The 18,503-nt window shown below is 62.8% G+C and carries 14 protein-coding genes and 1 pseudogene; 12 read left to right on the top strand and 3 right to left on the bottom strand.

Going from position 1 to position 18,503, the window contains the following annotated elements; genetic code table 11:
• Positions 1–5 precede the first annotated feature (5 nt).
• The 5 genes and pseudogenes from dgcA (at position 6) to ACZ0AI_RS19075 (ending at position 6,650) form a co-directional block, all read left to right on the top strand.
• Positions 6–2,066: a dimethylglycine demethylation protein DgcA gene (gene dgcA / locus ACZ0AI_RS19095; protein WP_463563221.1), complete on the top strand. Its 2,061-nt coding sequence runs from the start codon at positions 6–8 to the stop codon at positions 2,064–2,066.
• A gap of 175 nt (positions 2,067–2,241) precedes the next feature.
• Positions 2,242–4,214, top strand: a pseudogene (gene dgcB, locus ACZ0AI_RS19090) (dimethylglycine demethylation protein DgcB).
• A gap of 90 nt (positions 4,215–4,304) precedes the next feature.
• Entirely contained in the window at positions 4,305–5,534 is a 1,230-nt protein-coding gene (etfA, locus tag ACZ0AI_RS19085) for an electron transfer flavoprotein subunit alpha (RefSeq protein ID WP_463563220.1), read from the top strand.
• 54 nt (positions 5,535–5,588) lie between these two features.
• Positions 5,589–6,362: an electron transfer flavoprotein subunit beta gene (gene etfB / locus ACZ0AI_RS19080; protein ID WP_463563219.1), complete on the top strand. Its 774-nt coding sequence runs from the start codon at positions 5,589–5,591 to the stop codon at positions 6,360–6,362.
• 39 nt (positions 6,363–6,401) lie between these two features.
• Positions 6,402–6,650, top strand: coding sequence for a hypothetical protein (locus ACZ0AI_RS19075; RefSeq protein WP_463563218.1), 249 nt, complete (start codon positions 6,402–6,404; stop codon positions 6,648–6,650).
• A gap of 474 nt (positions 6,651–7,124) precedes the next feature.
• Here ACZ0AI_RS19075 and gbdR read toward each other — a convergent pair whose 3' ends face one another.
• Positions 7,125–8,225, bottom strand: a complete 1,101-nt coding sequence (gene gbdR / locus ACZ0AI_RS19070) for a choline metabolism transcriptional regulator GbdR (protein WP_463563217.1) — start codon at positions 8,223–8,225, stop codon at positions 7,125–7,127.
• 1,294 nt (positions 8,226–9,519) lie between these two features.
• Here gbdR and ACZ0AI_RS19065 point away from each other — a divergent pair.
• The 7 genes from ACZ0AI_RS19065 (at position 9,520) to modC (ending at position 16,660) form a co-directional block, all read left to right on the top strand.
• Positions 9,520–10,716 (top strand): quaternary amine ABC transporter ATP-binding protein, encoded by a 1,197-nt coding sequence (locus ACZ0AI_RS19065; protein WP_463563216.1) that lies wholly within the window; start codon positions 9,520–9,522, stop codon positions 10,714–10,716.
• 1 nt (position 10,717) lies between these two features.
• Positions 10,718–11,599, top strand: a complete 882-nt coding sequence (locus tag ACZ0AI_RS19060) for an ABC transporter permease (RefSeq protein ID WP_225836256.1) — start codon at positions 10,718–10,720, stop codon at positions 11,597–11,599.
• 45 nt (positions 11,600–11,644) lie between these two features.
• Positions 11,645–12,589: a choline ABC transporter substrate-binding protein gene (locus tag ACZ0AI_RS19055; RefSeq protein WP_463563215.1), complete on the top strand. Its 945-nt coding sequence runs from the start codon at positions 11,645–11,647 to the stop codon at positions 12,587–12,589.
• 213 nt (positions 12,590–12,802) lie between these two features.
• A complete protein-coding gene (locus ACZ0AI_RS19050; RefSeq protein ID WP_463563214.1) occupies positions 12,803–13,663 on the top strand; it encodes a glycine betaine ABC transporter substrate-binding protein in 861 nt (286 codons plus the stop codon).
• Positions 13,664–13,860: 197 nt separating this feature from the next.
• A complete protein-coding gene (gene modA / locus ACZ0AI_RS19045) occupies positions 13,861–14,619 on the top strand; it encodes a molybdate ABC transporter substrate-binding protein (RefSeq protein ID WP_463563213.1) in 759 nt (252 codons plus the stop codon).
• Between the two features lie 266 nt (positions 14,620–14,885).
• Entirely contained in the window at positions 14,886–15,569 is a 684-nt protein-coding gene (modB, locus tag ACZ0AI_RS19040; RefSeq protein WP_463563212.1) for a molybdate ABC transporter permease subunit, read from the top strand.
• On the top strand, positions 15,566–16,660 hold the full coding sequence (gene modC, locus ACZ0AI_RS19035) for a molybdenum ABC transporter ATP-binding protein (protein ID WP_463563211.1): 1,095 nt from the start codon (positions 15,566–15,568) through the stop codon (positions 16,658–16,660). The genes modB and modC overlap by 4 nt, the downstream gene beginning before the upstream one ends.
• Before the next feature lie 204 nt (positions 16,661–16,864).
• Here modC and ACZ0AI_RS19030 read toward each other — a convergent pair whose 3' ends face one another.
• Both ACZ0AI_RS19030 and ACZ0AI_RS19025 read right to left on the bottom strand, forming a co-directional pair.
• Complete coding sequence (locus ACZ0AI_RS19030) at positions 16,865–17,815, bottom strand: sigma 54-interacting transcriptional regulator (RefSeq protein WP_463563210.1); 951 nt, start codon at positions 17,813–17,815, stop codon at positions 16,865–16,867.
• An 82-nt stretch (positions 17,816–17,897) separates the two neighbouring features.
• Positions 17,898–18,479 carry an alpha/beta hydrolase gene (locus tag ACZ0AI_RS19025; protein WP_463563209.1) on the bottom strand — a complete coding sequence of 194 codons (582 nt, stop codon included), beginning with the start codon at positions 18,477–18,479 and terminating at the stop codon, positions 17,898–17,900.
• Between the last annotated feature and the right edge of the window lie 24 nt (positions 18,480–18,503).

Below are 18,503 nucleotides of genomic sequence, written 5' to 3'. Positions count from 1 at the left end.
AGGTCATGGCCTTCGAAGCAATGTTCCAGCCGATCCAGATCGGCAAACTGACCATCCGTAACCGCGTGCTCTCCACCGCGCACGCGGAGGTGTATGCCACCGACGGCGGCATGACCACCGAGCGTTACGTGAAGTACTACGAGGAAAAGGCCAAGGGCGGCATCGGCCTGGCCATCTGTGGTGGCTCCTCGGTGGTGGCTATCGACAGCCCGCAGCACTGGTGGGCATCGGTGAACCTGGCGACCGACCGGATCATCCCGCACTTCCAGAACCTGGCCGACGCCATGCACAAGCATGGCGCCAAGATCATGATCCAGATTACCCACATGGGCCGTCGCTCGCGCTGGGATGGCGGCCATTGGCCAACCCTGATGTCGCCGTCCGGCATCCGCGAGCCGGTGCACCGTGCCACCTGCAAGACCATCGAGCCAGAGGAAATCTGGCGGGTGATCGGCAACTACGCCCAGGCCGCACGCCGGGCCAAGGAAGGCGGCCTGGATGGCGTCGAACTGTCCGCCGTGCACCAGCACATGATCGATCAGTTCTGGTCGCCGCGGGTCAACAAACGCACCGACGAATGGGGCGGCAGCTTCGAAGGCCGCATGAAGTTCGGCATGGAAGTACTCAAGGCCGTGCGTGCCGAAGTGGGCGACGATTTCTGCGTGGGCATGCGCATCTGCGGCGACGAGTTCCACCCGGACGGTCTGTCCCACGACGACATGAAGCAGATCGCCAAGTACTACACCGAAACCGGCATGCTCGATTTCCTCGGCGTGGTCGGTTCGGGCTGCGACACCCACAACACCCTGGCCAACGTCATCCCCAACATGAGCTACCCGCCAGAGCCGTTCCTGCACCTGGCGGCCGGCATCAAGGAAGTAGTCAACGTGCCGGTGCTGCACGCGCAGAACATCAAGGACCCGAACCAGGCCACGCGCATTCTCGAAGGCGGCTACGTGGACATGGTCGGCATGACCCGCGCGCACATCGCCGACCCGCATCTGATCGCCAAGATCAAGATGGGCCAGATCGACCAGATCCGTCAGTGCGTCGGTGCCAACTACTGCATCGATCGCCAGTATCAGGGCCTGGACGTGCTGTGTATCCAGAACGCCGCGACCAGCCGCGAGTACATGGGCCTGCCGCACATCATCGAGAAATCTAACGGGCCGAAACGCAAGGTGGTGATCGTCGGTGGCGGCCCGGCCGGGATGGAAGCCGCTCGCGTGAGCGCCGAACGTGGCCACGACGTGACGCTGTTCGAGAAGCAGGAGCAGCTCGGCGGGCAGATCACCCTGGCCTCCAAGGCCCCGCAGCGCGACCAGATCGCCGGCATCACCCGCTGGTATCAGCTGGAGCTGGCGCGCCTGGGCATAGACCTGCGCCTGGGTACCGCGGCCGACGTGGACACCATCAACGACCTGCGGGCCGACATCGTCATTCTCGCCAATGGCGGGCACCCGTTCCTCGAGCAGGTCGAGCACTGGGGTGCGGCCGAAGGCCTGGTGGTCAGCAGCTGGGACATCCTCAGCGGCAAGGTGGCACCGGGCAAGAACGTGCTGGTGTACGACACCATCTGCGAATTCACCGGTATGTCGGTGGCGGACTTCCTCGCCGACAAGGGTTGCCAGGTCGAGATCGTCACCGACGACATCAAGCCGGGTGTGGCTATTGGCGGTACGTCATTCCCGACCTACTACCGCAGCATGTATCCCAAGGAAGTGATCATGACCGGCGACATGATGCTGGAGAAGGTCTACGCCGAGGGCGACAAGAAGATTGCCGTGCTGGAGAACGAATACACCGGCGCCAAGGAAGAGCGCGTGGTCGATCAGGTGGTCGTCGAGAACGGCGTGCGCCCGGACGAGGGCTTGTACTACGCCCTGAAGGAAGGCTCGCGCAACAAGGGCCAGATGGACATCGACGCGCTGTTCGCCATCGCGCCACAGCCCTCGCTGAGCCAGGCCGGTGAGGGTTACCTGCTGTTCCGCATCGGCGACTGCGTGGCCCAGCGCAACACCCATGCGGCGATCTATGACGCGCTGCGGTTGTGCAAGGATTTCTAAGAAAAGCCGCTGATGATTCCCACGTCGAGGCGTCGAACCGTCCGCGAGGGAACTCCGAACACGCCTGTAGGAGCCGGCTTGCCGACGATGAACGATAACGCGGCTGCCACGCCACACCGCGCTGCCTGAATCGCTGGCAAGCCAGCTCCTACAAGACCCTTGCGGGAGCTCCACCATGCTGCAAACCATTCTCCCCATCCTGCTCTTCGCCGCCCTCGGCCTGGCCGTACTGGGTGCAGCGAAACGCTTCTTCATGTGGCGCCGTGGCCGGCCCGCCCAGGTCGACTGGCTCGGTGGCCTGCTGAACATGCCGCGGCGCTATCTAGTCGACCTGCACCATGTGGTCGAGCGTGACGCCTACATGTCGAAAACCCACGTGGCGACTGCGGGGGGCTTCGTGCTTGCCGCCGTGCTGGCGATCGTCGTGCATGGTTTCGGCCTGCACAACCGCATCCTTGGCTTCGCCCTGCTGGCCGCGACGGCCTGTATGTTCGTTGGCGCCCTGTTCGTCGCCAAACGCAGACGCAATCCGCCGGCACGGCTGTCGAAAGGCCCGTGGATGCGCCTGCCAAAAAGCCTACTGATGTTCTCCGCAAGTTTCTTCATCGCCACGCTGCCGGTGGCTGGCATTCTGCCCACCGACTTCGGTGGCTGGGTGCTTGCGGCCCTCCTGACCGTGGGCGTGGCCTGGGGCGTGTCCGAGCTGTTCTTCGGCATGACCTGGGGGGGCCGATGAAGCACGCCTTCGCCGGCGCCCTGCACCTGGCCTGGCACCGCCGCAGCGAACGCTTCGGCGGTGGTCGCTCCACCGGCCTCAAGGCACTCGACCTGAGCGATCCCAAAGCGCCGCTGGGTGTGGAAAAACCCACCGACTTCACCTGGAACCAGCTGCTCGGCTTCGACGCCTGCGTGCAGTGCGGCAAGTGCGAGGCCATGTGCCCGGCCTTCGCGGCTGGCCAGCCACTGAACCCGAAGAAACTGATTCAGGACATGGTCATCGGCCTGGCCGGTGGCAGCGACGCCAAGTTCGCCGGCTCGCCCTATCCATCCCTAGACGGCCGTGGCAAACCACTCGGTGAGTACAGCGGCGGCCCGCATCAGCCAATCGTCTCGCTGCAGGGCAAGGCGCTGGTCGATGCCGACACCCTGTGGTCGTGCACCACCTGCCGCGCCTGCGTGGAGGAATGCCCGATGATGATCGAGCATGTCGATGCCATCGTCGACATGCGCCGCCACCTGACCCTGGAGAAAGGCTCGACGCCGAACAAGGGTGCCGAGGTGCTGGAAAATCTCATCGCCACCGACAACCCGGGCGGCTTCGCACCGGGCGGACGACTGAACTGGGCCGCCGACCTGAACCTGCCGCTGCTCAGCGAGAAACAACGCACCGACGTGCTGTTCTGGGTAGGCGACGGCGCCTTCGACATGCGCAACCAGCGCACCCTGCGCGCCTTCGTGAAGATCCTCAAGGCGTCCGGGGTGGACTTCGCCGTGCTCGGCCTGGAGGAGCGCGACAGCGGTGACGTGGCCCGCCGTCTCGGCGACGAGGCGACCTTCCAGCAGCTGGCTAACCGCAATATCGCCACCCTGGCCAAGTACCAGTTCAAGACCATCGTCTCCTGCGACCCGCACAGCTTTCACGTGCTGAAGAACGAGTACGGCGCCCTGGGCGGCCATTATCAGGTCATGCACCACAGCACGTTCATCGAATCGTTGATGCAGCGCGACCTGCTACCTCTCGGCCAACACAAGGGCGGCAGCGTGACCTATCACGACCCCTGCTACCTGGGCCGCTACAACGGCGAATATGAAGCGCCGCGCACGGTGCTCAAGGCCATCGGCATCGAAGTCAGGGAAATGGCCCGCTCCGGTTTCCGCTCACGCTGCTGTGGCGGTGGCGGCGGCGCGCCGATCACCGACATCCCCGGCAAGCAGCGGATTCCCGACATGCGCATGGAAGACATCAAGGAAACCGGTGCCGAACTGGTGGCCGTCGGCTGCCCGCAATGCACCGTGATGCTCGAAGGCGTGGTCGAACCGCGCCCGCAGATCAAGGACATCGCCGAGCTGGTGGCCGAGGTGCTGATCGAGAGCGAAGCACAACGGAAGAAACCGGTGGCCAAATCAGACACCGTGGAGGTGGCGTGATGGCTCAGATGCGTAGGATGGGTGATAACCCATCAATGGCCGATGGGTTATCACCCATCCTACGGTGCCGCGCTGGCGGAGGTGGCCTAAATGAGTGACCTGATCCGACGCGACCCGCGCGCCGAATGGATCGCACGCAACCGCCTGCATCCGCTGCACGCTGCCCTGCAAACTCAGCAGATCCAGTGGGTCGGCCCCAACGGCCTGGTGCGCAAGAACCCGCACGCCGCGGCCGCCGGTTTCCTCGGCCCGGCCGGACTCAAACGCATCGACCGCAGCGGCGCGCAGCAGGGCGGCTCGAACAAGCGCCAGAGCGCCAGCGTGGAGGTGCAACTGCCACTGCACATCGTCGAGCAGCCGGCATTCGTCATCGCCGTGGTGCCGGACATGGTCGGCGGCCGCCTGAGCAGTCACGACAAGGATCTGCTCGGCCTCGCCCACCAACTGGCCGGCAAGGACGGCGCAGTGCTTGCCGTGGTGTTTGGCGAAATCCGCGAAAGCACCTTCGAGACCGCGGGCGTGAACCGTCTGGTACACCTCGACGGCGAAGAGTACGCAGGCTATTCACCGGAGCAGCGCGTGCTTGCCCTGCGCGCGGTGGAAAGTCAGTTCGCACCGCGTCACTGGCTGCTGCCGGACAGCCGTAACGGCGGCGGTGAACTTGGGCGACGCCTGGCAGCCAGCCTGGGCGAGCGCCCGGCGACGCGCGTCTGGCAGGTCAAGGACGGGCAAAGTACCGGCCGTGCTGGCGCGGGCCGCGAGGACATCGCCCAGGTAGCCCCGCGCCTGATTCTGGCTGCCGCGGAATGCGCCGAACCGGTCAGCGAAAGCCGCCATGAAGCGCGACTGGTCGAGCTGTCGGCGCAGGTCGCGCGCAACCTGCCGCGTATCGAAGACCTGGGCTCGGTGGCCGTCGACCCGGCACAGATTCCCATGGCCGAAGCGGAGTTCATCCTCTCCGGTGGCAACGGCGTGAAGGACTGGGCCCTGTTCCATCGCGCCGCCGCGACCCTCGGCGCCACCGAAGGCGCCTCACGGGTGGCGGTGGACGACGGCCATATGCCTCGCGGCCGCCAGGTCGGCGCCACCGGCACCTGGGTCACCGCCCGCGTGTACATGGCGGTCGGCATCTCCGGCGCGATCCAGCACCTGCAGGGCATCGGCGCCTGCGACAAGGTGGTGGCGATCAACCTCGACCCCGGCTGCGACATGATCAAACGGGCCGACATGGCAGTGATCGGCGACTCCGCCGCCATCCTCCAGGCCTTGATGGAACGGGTCGAAGCCCACCGCCAGGGAGCCAAACGCGATGCCGCATGAGCAGCCTATCGCGGGCATGGCCCGCGAAATCCCAAGTACCGGTGGAGTTCCAGCATGGCTGAATTGAACGTCGTTGCCCTCGTCTCCATCGGCGCACACCCGGCATCGGGGCGGCCGCGGCGCGCCGAGCAGGATGCCCGCGCCGTGGAGCTGGGCCTGACGCTGGCGGGTGAGAAACTCAACGTGGTGCATGCCGGCGATCCGCACGAAGAAACCCTGCGCGCCTACCTGGGCATGGGCCTGCCCGGCCTCACTGTGCTCGAACAGACTCGCGAGGCCGATGCCCTGCCAGCACTCGCCGAGCACCTGCAACGCGCCAACGCACAGTTGGTACTGACCGGTAGCCAGGCGGAAACCGGCGAAGGCTCGGGCATGCTGCCCTACCTACTGGCCGAGCGCCTAGGCTGGCCGCTGATCATTGGCCTGGCAGAAGTGGAAAGCATCGAAGGAGGTAGCGCCCAGGTGCTGCAGGCGCTGCCCCGTGGGCAACGGCGGCGGCTCAAGGTGCGCCTGCCGTTCGTCGCCAGTGTCGACGGTGCGGCACCAGCCGCTCGCCAGAGCGCATTCGGCCCGGCCCGTCGCGGCATTCTGGACAATGAATCGGTGGAACTGATCGACGACCCGCTCTACGCCGATGCTCAGTGGCTACCAGCGCGCCCCCGACCCAAACGCCTCAAGGTGATCAAGGCCAAGACCGGCGCCGAACGAATGAAAGCAGCCACGGCCAAGGCCGCAGGCGGCGGTGGCCAGGTGCTCAACGGCGTCTCGCCACAGGAGGGCGCAGAGGCTATCTTCAAGTTGTTGCTGGACGAAGGCGTACTGCGCTGACGGGGCGCCGATCTTCAAACACTCCACGAGGACAGGACGATGATGCACGCCGAATTGATCGACCAGGAAGATCTCCGTGAACGCCTGGTAGCCCTGGGCATCAGCATTCCCAGTGGCGCCAGCGCCGAGCAGGCCTGCGAATACGCGGTCACCGGCCTGTGCCCGGAACGCGCCCTGGCGCTGCGCCATATGGTCGAAGACATACTCGCCGGCAGCGCCACCGTGCTGCCGACCGTACGCGAAGCCATCTCACGCACCCTGCTGCCGGCTCTCGTGCCACGCCGCTAGGGCTTCTGGTAATTGGGCAGGCTGCAGCGCAGCCTGCCCTACTCTGCAAACCGCCACGATTTGCACACAAATACTGTGCATGCGCCTGTGGATAAACTGTTGAATAACTGCCAGCCGCCCGGCATCACGGGCCTTGCAACTGCTTGTCGGTTTTTTGTCCAGACGCTTTTCGGAAAAACCGCCAAGAAGCCCTTTCCAGGGCCACTCCAGCAAAAATCGTAAAGAGCAGGCAACGTTATCGTCAGCACCAATAGCTTGCGCACAAATACTGTGTGCATGGCTGTGGATAAGCTGTTTGGAAAGCACCGAAAGCCCGATGCCATGCGGTTCTCGAGCGGCAGGTGTTTTTGTGCCCACCACCCCCGGGTGGTCACCCTTCGGGCCCTCGCAAGCGACGTCAAAAATCGCTCCAGGCGATTTTTTGCTCAGGATGCATCTGGCGGTAACGGCCAGGAGCCGTCACCACCATCTGGATCAGAGGATGCGCACGCTGGCGAAGGTCGACTCACCCTTAGCACGACTGAGCGCGGACATGGCGGAAGACGACTCATGCATCAGGTCATCGCGAATCGGCACCAGGGAAATCACGTTCGAGCTGCTGCCCGCGCGCTCATCACGCGGTGGAATGCCGAAGTACTCGCGGTAGCACTTGGAGAAATGCGGCGTGGAGACGAAGCCGCAGACCGAGGCAACTTCAATGATCGACATGGAGGTCTGCTTGAGCAACTGCCGGGCGCGAATCAGGCGCAGCTTCAGGTAATAGCGCGACGGCGAGCAGTGCAGGTACTTCTGGAACAGACGCTCCAGCTGACGACGCGAAACATCCACGTAGAGCGCCAGTTGATCGAGGTCGATGGGCTCCTCGAGGTTAGCTTCCATCAAGGCGACGATTTCCTGCAGTTTCGGCTGATTGGTGCCGAGCATGTGCTTGAGCGGCACGCGCTGGTGATCCTGCTCGTTGCGGATGCGCTCGTAGATGAACATCTCGGAGATCGCCGCCGCCAGTTCTCGACCATGCTCGCGGCCGATCAGGTGCAGCATCATGTCCATCGGCGCGGTGCCTCCGGACGAGGTATTGCGGTTGCGGTCGATGGAGAACAGTCGCGTGGTGATGGCCGCACGGGGGAAAGCCTCCTGCATCGCAGCGAGAAACTCCCAGTGCACACTGCAATCGTAGCCATCGAGCAAGCCGGCCTTGGCCAACGCCCAACTGCCGGTGCACACCGCGCCCATCTGCCGGCCCTGACGCGCCTGGGCTTGCAGCCACTGCACGTGTTCACGGGTGACGCTACGCTGAATATCCACACCGCCACAAACGATCACCGCACTCAGGGCTGGCGCGTTGGCAGTGCAGGCATCCGGGGTGATCTGCAGACCGTCGCTGGCGCACACAGGCAAGCCATTGAGGGTCAGGGTGTGCCAGCGATACAGCTCCTTGCCGGAAAGCTGGTTGGCCATGCGCAGAGGTTCCACGGCGGACGCCAGGGAGATCAGGGTGAAATTGTCCAACAGGAGAAACCCGATGGATTGGGGAACACGGCTCTGGAGCTGCGCTCCCTGGTTGAACTGTGACATCGGTGAACCCTCACGCTAAGCACGTTGTGAGCCTTCATCACGAGGCTCTGATTTTCTTGTATTCACGGCACATGGCAGTCAAGCAGATGGCCTATATAACGCAAAGGTCATGCCGACATTGAACGGTCGTTCAATAAAATATCGCCCAGGCTGGAACGCCCCGGCAGAGCGAGCCAGAGGTACTCGGCGATTCATCTTAAAATTGGCGCAAAGTGCCATGCCACAAGGGCTTGAGCATTTTGGTAGCACTACATCCTGAGGGTGTTCCCATACTTTTGGGATGGTTACCCGGCGGCAGTAACGGAGCCCGTGACTGAGCGGTCACGGCAATGACGATTCGGCCATTACTCGACCTGCACCAAAAGCTGGCGGACAACCGGCCATCTGGGCGATAAACGCCCATTGGTAACAGGCGGATTTCCTGTTATCGCCGCATAGCTCGACGATGAGCTCGCAGCGGCTGATTCAACAAATAAGTTGGCACAGCCACTCCGACTGCCAGGGTCGTATGGATCCATGAAAAGACGTCATCAATCTGCAGGTACCAGCCGCTCCCGGATGTACCAGGCGATCAGAACAGTTCAAAAATCGCTCTTTCAACGTCCGTTTTGCAACTACCGACAGGCTTACATACGTTTTTTTTCGAATTCGCTGCAGCCCCCGGCTCACCTAGCCTAAGGCCGACTGAAAAGCTGAGAACCGCGCCACACGTGGCCTCCAGCCTTGGCCAAGGGTAGAAAAAATCTGTTATGGTTTTTTAGGTGACACACCTTGGTGTCGTCGCCCAACACGTCAGGGTCGCAATTCGATAATTGCCGCGACCGCAAGACTATATCGTTGAGTCAGCCGATTTCGTCGCTGTCGCTCTTGACCAGAGTGGCAGACCGGAGCCCTCCGCTCCGGACCGAAGAACAGATAAGTGCTGGCTACCGCAACAGGGCGCCAGTCCAACAAGAAATTTCGGATGTACGCACACCTCGGATGGGGTGTGAATTCCCAAAGGACTGGGCTTCGTAACACTGCCAGAGGGTTTGGAAAGCAGTTTGCAGCACGGCAACGCATTATTCATTCGACACGTAACCCAGGAATGCCGGGGGCTGCAAGCCGCCTGGGCAGGTCTTCGGGAGCGTGCGCGAGTGCCAGCAGAACGCCATGTAGCAGAACGCTGTCCAAACCTCGGAACCGTGTCCATACCCACAAGCGAGAACAGTCGACATTGCCTGACGTATGCCCGGTGGGCGTGCGGCAGGCTGCGTGTAGCTGCTCTGGATGTCTACTGAAGGGGAACCATCCCATGCAGTCTGGAAAAATCGTTGTCGAGAACCTCTACAAGGTATTCGGCGACAAACCGCAAGAAGCAATCGACCTGCTAAAGCAAGGTTGGAGCAAGGATAGAATTCTCGCCGAGAAAGGCGCCGTCATTGGCGTCAGCGACGTATCGTTCAGCGTCGAGGAAGGTGAAATTTTCGTCCTGATGGGCCTTTCCGGCTCCGGTAAATCCACCCTGATCCGCCTGATCAACCGGTTGGTCGAACCGACTGCCGGAGACGTCTTCATCGACGGGCAGAACGTCGCCAAGCTGCCCAAGGATCAACTGATCGAACTGCGCCGCCGCGACATGAGCATGGTCTTTCAGTCCTTTGCACTGATGCCCTCGCGCACCGTTCTGGACAACGCCGCCTTCGGTCTCGAAGTGGCCGGCAAGGGCCGCAAGGAGCGCGAAGAGCGCGCCATGCAGGTTCTGACCCAGGTTGGCCTGGACACCTTCGCCAGTAAATTCCCCCACGAGCTCTCGGGCGGCATGCAGCAGCGTGTCGGACTGGCTCGCGCCCTGGCCGTCGACCCGTCGATGATCATCATGGATGAAGCCTTCTCAGCCCTCGACCCGCTCAAGCGCCGCGAGATGCAGGACATCCTCCTCGAGCTGCAGAAGACCGATCGCCGCACCATCATCTTCGTGTCTCACGATATCGAAGAGGCCATGCGTATCGGTAATCGCATCGGCATCATGGAAGGCGGCAAGCTGATTCAGGTCGGCACGCCGCAGGAACTTATCGACAGCCCTGCCAACGAATACGTGCGCAACTTCTTCGATACGGTCGACACCAGCCGTTATCTGACCGCTGGCCAGCTCAAGTCGGACAGCGTGCCGATCTACGTGCACAACGGTAAGGCGCCCGACGCGCAGACTGTTTGCCGTGAGTTGCAGGAACAGGACAAGCACTACGCCTTCATCGTCGACGAAGACAACAAGTTCCAGGGCTCCATCAGCCTGGAGAAGATCGCCCTGCTGGTCGAGGGCGGCGAATCCTGTTCGTTGAATCAGGCCGTTCTGAAGGAAATCAATCCGGTTCCCGAAGATATGCCGCTGGATCAGGTGATCGGTCGCCTGGTGGACAACGAGGGGCCGATCCCGGTGGTCGACCAGGACGGCAATTACAGTGGCGCCATCAGCAAAGGCCGCCTTCTGACTCGTCTGCAGGGAGAATGACATGAGCGAGAAACTGGATCTGGGCAGCTGGGTCAACGACTCGGTACAACACCTGCTGGATAACTACAGCGGTGCCTTCGACAGTATCGGCAGCGTGGTCAGCGGCTTTTCCGAGGGCATCGAGGCAGTACTCATGCTGCCCCCGGCCTGGCTGCTGATCGCCATCTTCGTGGCCCTCGGCCTGTGGCGCATCGGCTTTCGCTTCGCCGTATTCACCGCCATCGCCTTCGTGCTGATCGTCATGACCGGCTTCTGGGAACAAACAGTCGTGACCCTCGGCCTGACCTTCTCGGCGACCCTGATCAGCTTGCTGATGGGTATTCCGCTGGGCATCTGGGCGGCCAAGAGCGAGCGCGTGTCGACCATCATCCGGCCGATTCTGGACTTCATGCAGACCATGCCGGCGTTCGTCTACCTGATCCCGGCGGCGATGCTGTTCGGCCTCGGCCGCGTGCCCGGCATCATCGCCACGGTGATCTTCGCCATGCCGCCGGCGGTACGCCTGACCAGCCTGGGTATTCGCCAGGTCAACAAGGAAATCGTCGAGGCCGGTCAGTCGTTCGGCTGCAACGGTCGCCAACTGCTGTTCAAGGTGCAACTGCCTAACGCAATGCCGTCGATCATGGCGGGCGTCAACCAGACCATCATGATGGCCCTGTCGATGGTGATCATTGCCTCGATGGTCGGCGCTGGCGGCCTGGGTAACGACGTACTGGCCAGTATCCAGCGTCTGGACATCGGCCTGGGCTTCGAAAGCGGCATGGCCGTGGTTCTGCTGGCGATCATCCTCGACCGTATTACCGAGAGCTTCGGCACCCCGCAAACTGCGGCGAACCGTGCCGGTTGGTTCAACTGGCTGAGCGCGCGTCTGCAGCGCCAGTAAAGCCGACCATACTCAGCGTTCTTTCAACTCTACAAGGATTCGCGGATGAACAACTTTTACAAGGCGGCGGGCGTAGGTGTGCTGTCCTGCATGTTGATGCAGGGCGCCTGGGCTCAAGAGCCGGCCAGCTGCAAACAGGTGCGTTTCGCCGAAATCGGCTGGGCCGATATCGCCGCCACCACCGGCGTGGCCATGACCCTGACCGAAGGCCTCGGCTACACGCCACGCAAGACCATGGCCTCGGTACCGATCGCCTTCACCGGCGTGAAGAACAAGCAGATCGACGTGTTCCTCGGTTACTGGGCGCCGTCGATGGACTCGGTGATCGAGCCGTTCACCAAGGACAACAGCGTCAAGGTACTGCCCAAGGCCAACCTCGAAGGCGCCAAGTACACCCTGGCCGTACCGACCTACGCTGCCGAAGCAGGCCTGAAGAGCTTTCAGGACATCGCCAAGTTCAAGGATCAGCTAGGCGGCAAGATCTACGGCATCGAGCCGGGTAACGACGGCAACCTGTTGATCGACGGCATGATCAAGGGCAACACCTTCGATCTCGGCGACTTCAAGATGATCGAGTCCAGCGAGGCCGGCATGTTGGTGCAGGTGCAACGCGCGATTCGCAAGAAGGAGCCAGTGGTCTTCCTCGGCTGGGCACCGCACCCGATGAACACTCAGCAGGACATCACCTACCTGTCCGGTGGTGACGACGTGTTCGGCCCGGATTATGGCGCCGCCAAGGTCTACACCGTGGTACCGCCAGATTACGAAGAGCGCTGCGCCAACGTTGGCAAACTGCTCAACAACCTGCAGTTCAACGTCGATATCGAAAGCCAGCTGATGGAGAAAGTGCTGGAGAAGAAAGACCCGGCCGACGTGGCCAAGGAGTGGATCAAGGCTAACCCGCAGGCGCTCGACGCCTGGCTGGAAGGCGTGACCACTTTCGACGGCAAAGACGGCGTTGCTGCCGTGAAGAAATTCGTCGGGCTTTAACAGCCCGCACTCACTGTGATCCGGCTTTTACACGCCGGGTCAGGTACAGACCGGTGGCGCACACTGCGCAACCTGTCAGCTGGGAGGCACGCCTCCCATGCGCCCGGTTTCACCAGGGCCATGCCCTGCTCTGCACAGCCGGTGCCGCAAGGCCCGCGATCAGAACGAGCCAGTAAACCAACTGAACTGCCACTCACTGACGGAGCAAGACCTATGCATAACTTTAAACGCCTCTGCCTGCAGAGCCTCGGCGTCGCAGCCCTGGCCATGGGCATGTCCAGCGCCATGGCGGCGGACAAACCCGCCCTAAAAATCGGCTACGTGAATGGCTGGGACGACAGCGTCGCGGTAACCCACGTAGCTGGCGAAATTCTCAAGACCAAACTCGGTTACGACGTCACCCTGCAGCCGGTCGAACCCGCCATCATGTGGCAGGGCGTGGCCCGCGGCGACCTCGATGCCACACTCTCCGCCTGGCTGCCAGCCACCCATGGCGAATATTTCGAGAAGCTCAAGGACAAGGTCACCGTCCTGGGCACCAACTACGACGGCGCCAAGATCGGTCTGATCGTGCCGGATTACGTAGAAGCCAAAACCATCGCTGACCTGGAGAAATATGCCAAGGACTTCGACGGCAAGATTACCGGCATTGACGCCGGTGCCGGCGTGATGCGCCGCGCCGAAGACGCGATCAAGGAGTACGACCTCAAGAGCATCAAGCTGATGCCGAGCTCGGGCCCAGGCATGGCCACCGCACTGACCCGCGCTGAGAAAGATCAGAAGCCAATCGTGGTGACGGGCTGGATCCCGCACTGGATGTTCGCGCAATGGAAACTGCGCTTCCTGGAAGACCCGAAAAACGTCTTCGGCGAAGCCGAGCACGTCGACACCGTGGCCAACCCAGGCCTGGAAGCCAAGGCACCCGATGCTGCGGCATTCCTCAAGAAGATCTCCTGGAGTGCCGAGGAAGTAGGCGCAGTGATGCTGTCGATCCGCGATGGCGTGAAGCCGGACGAAGCGGCCAAGCAGTGGATCGCCAAGAACCCGGATCGCGTCGCCGAATGGCTGAAGTGATCTGACACCCCACTACAGGGTGGTCTCGAAAATGCCAGTCAGGTGATCTGACTGGCATTTTTCGTTCTGGCACTGAAAGAGATCGGCTCACTGTGATGAGCGAACTGACGGTTTCACTTCCCTATCGCCATATATTTTTGTATATAGCGTTACCGCAAGTGGCCGCCGTTGGTGGCCCACACCCTCAGGAGCCGTCCATGCGTAACCGCCTCGTTCGTCCACTTTTCGTTCTTTGCGCCAGCCTTGCCATGGCGGGTAACGCCCTTGCCGATCAGGTACAGGTCGCGGTCGCTGCCAACTTCACCGCGCCGATGCAAGCGATTGCCAGCGAGTTCGAGAAGGACACTGGGCACAGCGTGCAGGCGTCCTACGGGGCCACCGGGCAGTTCTACGCACAGATCAGCAACGGTGCGCCCTTCGAGGTCTTTCTCTCCGCCGATGACAGCACCCCAGCCAAGCTCGAGAAAGAAGGCCAGAGCGTGGACGGTTCGCGCTTCACCTATGCCATCGGCAAGCTGGTGCTGTGGTCGCCGAAAGCAGGCGTCGTCGATGACCAGGGCGCCGTGCTCGAGAAAGGCGACTTCAAGCATCTGTCCATCGCTAATCCGAAGGCTGCGCCCTATGGCCTGGCCGCGACCCAGACACTGGCCAAACTGGGCCTGAGCGACGCCCTGAAGGGCAAGATCGTCGAAGGCCAGAACATCACCCAGGCGCTGCAGTTCGTCTCCACCGGCAATGCCGAATTGGGCTTCGTCGCGCTTTCCCAGGTCTACAAGGATGGCAAGATCACCAGCGGTTCGGCCTGGGTGGTGCCTGAAGTGATGTACGAGCCGATCCGCCAGGACGCGCTCATCCTCAAGAAAGGCGCAAACAACCCTGCTGCCAAGGCGCTGGTCGATTACCTGAAAGGGCCGAAAGCCGCCGAAATCATCAAGGCCTACGGCTACCAGCTTTAAATGGCCCGCTAACGACCTTGCGAGCGGATGCAGTAAGGCGAAAGCGAACGGTGAGCAGAGCTTTCTTTTTGTAGGAGGGGCTTTAGCCGCGAGCTCTTTACACCTAGCTAAGCAAAATCGAGGCTAAAGCCTCTCCCACAAAAGCTCTGCTCACCGGCCGCTTCCGCCACTTTACAGCTATCGATTTGAAATGCCGCAGCCCAAGTCGGAAGATCAGCAGCCGGCTCCGGCGCTTTTTCCGTCCACCACAGCTAAAAGGCCATTGCATGCCCCTGGGCCCCAACGACTTCGCCGCCATTCTCCTCACTCTGGAGCTGGCCACCCTGACCACGGTGCTGTTGCTGCTGGTCGGCACGCCCATCGCCTGGTGGCTGTCGCGTACAGACTCTTGGCTGAAGCGACCGATCGGCGCCATCGTCGCCCTGCCGCTGGTGCTGCCGCCGACGGTGATCGGCTTCTACCTGCTGATCAGCATGGGGCCCAATGGCTTCTTCGGCCAACTGACCCAGGCACTCGGCATGGGTACCCTGACCTTCACCTTCGCCGGGCTGCTCATCGGCTCGGTGTTCTATTCCCTGCCGTTCGTGGTGCAGCCTTTGCAGAACGCCTTCGAAGCCATGGGCCGTGCACCGCTGGAAGCAGCGGCAACGCTGCGCGCCGGGCCCTGGGATACGTTTTTCACAGTGGTGCTGCCACTGGCCAAGCCAGGTTTTATCACTGCGGCGATTCTCGGTTTCGCCCACACCGTCGGTGAGTTCGGCGTGGTGTTGATGATCGGCGGCAACATTCCCGGCAAGACCCAGGTGGCTTCGGTGCAGATCTACAACCACGTGGAAACCATGGAGTACGCCCAGGCCCACTGGTTGGCCGGCGGCATGGTGGCGTTCTCCTTCCTGGTGCTGCTGGCGCTCTACTCCAGCGGCCGCCGTGGCCAGAAGGCCTGGACATGAGCGATTCCCGGATCCACGCGCGTTTCAGCCTCACGCATCCCGGCTTCACCCTGGACGTCGACCTGCAGCTTCCCGGGCGCGGTGTCAGCGCCCTGTTCGGCCACTCAGGCTCGGGCAAAACCACCCTGCTGCGCTGCGTCGCCGGCCTGGAACGTCCGGGCAGCGGCTATCTGCAGATCAATGGCGAAACCTGGCAGGACAGTGCCAGCGGTGTCTGGCTGCCAGCCCACCAGCGCCCGGTCGGCTACGTGTTCCAGGACGCCAACCTGTTTCCCCACCTCTCGGTGCTGCGCAACCTGCAGTTCGGTTTCAAACGCATCGCCAAGGCAGAGCGGCGTGTGCCCCTGGAGCAGGCGGTCGAACTGCTTGGCATCGAGCATTTGCTGGAGCGGCTGCCGGATCGTCTCTCCGGCGGTGAGCGCCAGCGCGTCGGCATGGCCCGCGCCCTGCTCACCAGCCCGCGTCTGCTGCTGATGGACGAGCCACTGGCGGCGCTGGATCTCAAACGCAAGGGCGAAGTGCTGCCCTACCTGGAACGCCTGCACGACGAGCTGGATATCCCGATCCTCTACGTCAGCCACGCGCCGGATGAAGTGGCGCGTCTCGCCGATCATCTGGTGGTGCTCGACGAAGGCAGGGTCACGGCCAGCGGGCCACTCAAGGAAACGCTGATCCGCAGCGACCTGCCATTCATCTTCGAGGACGATGCCGAGGCGGTGATCGAAGGCCAGGTCGAGCGGCACGACGCGCACTACGACCTGCTCGATATCAGGCTGCCTGGCAGCACGGCCTGCCTGCGGCTGGCCCACGCGCCATTGCCGGCAGGCCGTCAGGTGCGGATCAAGATCAAGGCCCGTGACGTCAGCCTGAGCCTGGAACAGGCCCGCGACAGCAGCGTGCTCAACCTGCTGCCGGCGACGGTCGAACGCTGGTTCGAGCTGCCCAATCCAGCGCACCGCCTGGTCGAACTGCAGCTCGGCGAGCAACGCATCATTGCGCGCATCACCCGCTACTCCTTCGATCAGCTGGATATCCGCGTCGGGCAACCGCTGTGGGCGCAGGTCAAATCGGTGTCGCTGTTGGCGTCATAGGCACAACGGGCCCAGTAATGCATATGGCTACAAGGAGGCGGAAGCGGACGGTCGCGATCTCGTGGGAGGGGCCGGGCGGCGATCCGCTTTAGCCGCGAGCTCTTTACGCCTAGCTAGGCAAAATCGAGGCTAAAGCCTCTCCCACAAAAGCACTCAACAAACGGCTGCTTTCGCCTTTTAACCGCCCGCTCACACAGTGTCGTATCAGGAAGCCGCCAACACCGGCGCCCTTGCCTCGGCTCGACGTAGCAGTTCGCGCAGGGCGGCGAGCTGGGCGGCGTCGCCGTCATCGATCAACTGCTCGAGGGCGTGTTCGATGCGTTTCAACGGCGCTGCTGCTGGCAAGTTGAGGTGTTGCGCATCGATCTCGTCGGCGCCGCAAACCAGCAGCGCGAAGTGCACTACATTCTCCAGCTCACGGGTATTGCCCGGCCAGTCATGCCGTTCGAGCACGGCCTGAGCGGCGAGGCTGATGCCAGGTAGCGGCAAGCGCAGACGCTGAGCGTAGATACCCAGGAAGTACTCGGCCAGCGGCAGCACGTCGCCGACCCGCTCGCGCAGCGGCGGCAACTCGAGGCGGCCGTCACTCAGGTAATGAGCAAAACGCTCGTCGAACTTGCCGGCCTTCACGGCCTGCCACAGGTCGATGCTGGTGGCAGCCACCAGGCGCACATCCAGCGGGGTCGGCTGTGCAGCGCCTACTCGCCAGGCTTCGCCGGTCTCAAGCACACTGAGCAACTGATCCTGCAGGGGCAGCGGCAGGTCGGCGATCTCGTCCAGATAGAGGGTGCCGCCATTGGCGGAGCCCAGCCAGCCAGCGCGGCTGCTCGGTGCGCCCTGATGGGCACCGGCCACGTAGCCGAACAGCTCGGCCTCGGCGTGATTGAGGCTCAAGCCGCTGCAGCTCAGGGCGACGAACAGGCCGGGCCGCTCGCTGGCGCGGTGAATGTGCCGCGCCAGCAATTCCTTGCCGGTCCCGGTCTCACCCTGAATCAGGATCGGCACGGGCAGACCGGCCAGGCGCTCGACTTCTTCGCGCAATTGCCGGGTTCGTGGATCGATGAACACCAGCGCCTTGGCACGAATACTCAGCGGACTCTTGTCCGCATCGGGAAAAATCAGCAGCGACTGATCGCCAGCCGATGACAGGCTCATAACTCACTCTCTTTGACGTCAGGCCGCGAGCGACCCGTGGGAAATGGACACGCGCCATGCAAGGCGCGGTGGTCAGCCGTTGTCAGGCGCGGCGGCGCATCTGCTGCTCGATACGGCTCTGCAGCCGGAACAGGTAAGCGAAGCCCTGCTCCCAGCGCTGGTGCCCGGATTTCACGTTGATATGCCCGGCGCCACTGAGGATGGCGGTCTCGCTGCCCCACTCGCGGGCCAGTTCGATGGCGCGCGCGGCACTGGCGGCCGAGTCGTTGTCGGAACCGACCAATTGGCTGGGAAAGGGCAGCAGGTGCCGAGGAATCGGCGCGAAGTTGCGCAGCGCTTCGGGGCAGTTGGGGCGCTGTACATCGGCCGGAGCGACCAGCAGCGCACCACGCACCCGACGCAGCGAAGCCACCGGCGCCTGCGCCGCCCAGTGGGCGACCGTGACGCAGCCCAGGCTATGGGCGATGAGAATCGCCGGCCGCGGATCAGCGGTGATCTGCCTTTCCAAGGCCGCGACCCAATCCTCGCGGCGCGGCGTCAACCAGTCCAACTGCTCGACCCGCACACTGTTGGGGAGGCTGCGCTGCCAGTGGCTCTGCCAATGGTCATCACTCGAGCCCTGCCAGCCCGGCACTACCAGGTATCGAATCGCTTCACTGCGCATCGCGGCGCCTCCCGTATCTGCATG

Source organism: Pseudomonas sp. AC355, from assembly GCF_979258205.1.
Note: the sequence above shows the minus strand (reverse complement) of the source record. Positions and strands in the feature narration are given on the sequence as shown.

What these genes read in the sequence shown, in the direction of transcription:
- dgcA (WP_463563221.1), top strand. Translation starts at nt 6, where the DNA reads ATGGCCTTCGAAGCAATGTTCCAGCCGATCCAGATCGGCAAACTGACC.
- etfA (WP_463563220.1), top strand. Translation starts at nt 4,305, where the DNA reads ATGAGTGACCTGATCCGACGCGACCCGCGCGCCGAATGGATCGCACGC.
- etfB (WP_463563219.1), top strand. Translation starts at nt 5,589, where the DNA reads ATGGCTGAATTGAACGTCGTTGCCCTCGTCTCCATCGGCGCACACCCG.
- ACZ0AI_RS19075 (WP_463563218.1), top strand. Translation starts at nt 6,402, where the DNA reads ATGATGCACGCCGAATTGATCGACCAGGAAGATCTCCGTGAACGCCTG.
- gbdR (WP_463563217.1), bottom strand. Translation starts at nt 8,225, where the DNA reads ATGTCACAGTTCAACCAGGGAGCGCAGCTCCAGAGCCGTGTTCCCCAA.
- ACZ0AI_RS19065 (WP_463563216.1), top strand. Translation starts at nt 9,520, where the DNA reads ATGCAGTCTGGAAAAATCGTTGTCGAGAACCTCTACAAGGTATTCGGC.
- ACZ0AI_RS19060 (WP_225836256.1), top strand. Translation starts at nt 10,718, where the DNA reads ATGAGCGAGAAACTGGATCTGGGCAGCTGGGTCAACGACTCGGTACAA.
- ACZ0AI_RS19055 (WP_463563215.1), top strand. Translation starts at nt 11,645, where the DNA reads ATGAACAACTTTTACAAGGCGGCGGGCGTAGGTGTGCTGTCCTGCATG.
- ACZ0AI_RS19050 (WP_463563214.1), top strand. Translation starts at nt 12,803, where the DNA reads ATGCATAACTTTAAACGCCTCTGCCTGCAGAGCCTCGGCGTCGCAGCC.
- modA (WP_463563213.1), top strand. Translation starts at nt 13,861, where the DNA reads ATGCGTAACCGCCTCGTTCGTCCACTTTTCGTTCTTTGCGCCAGCCTT.
- modB (WP_463563212.1), top strand. Translation starts at nt 14,886, where the DNA reads ATGCCCCTGGGCCCCAACGACTTCGCCGCCATTCTCCTCACTCTGGAG.
- modC (WP_463563211.1), top strand. Translation starts at nt 15,566, where the DNA reads ATGAGCGATTCCCGGATCCACGCGCGTTTCAGCCTCACGCATCCCGGC.
- ACZ0AI_RS19030 (WP_463563210.1), bottom strand. Translation starts at nt 17,815, where the DNA reads ATGAGCCTGTCATCGGCTGGCGATCAGTCGCTGCTGATTTTTCCCGAT.
- ACZ0AI_RS19025 (WP_463563209.1), bottom strand. Translation starts at nt 18,479, where the DNA reads ATGCGCAGTGAAGCGATTCGATACCTGGTAGTGCCGGGCTGGCAGGGC.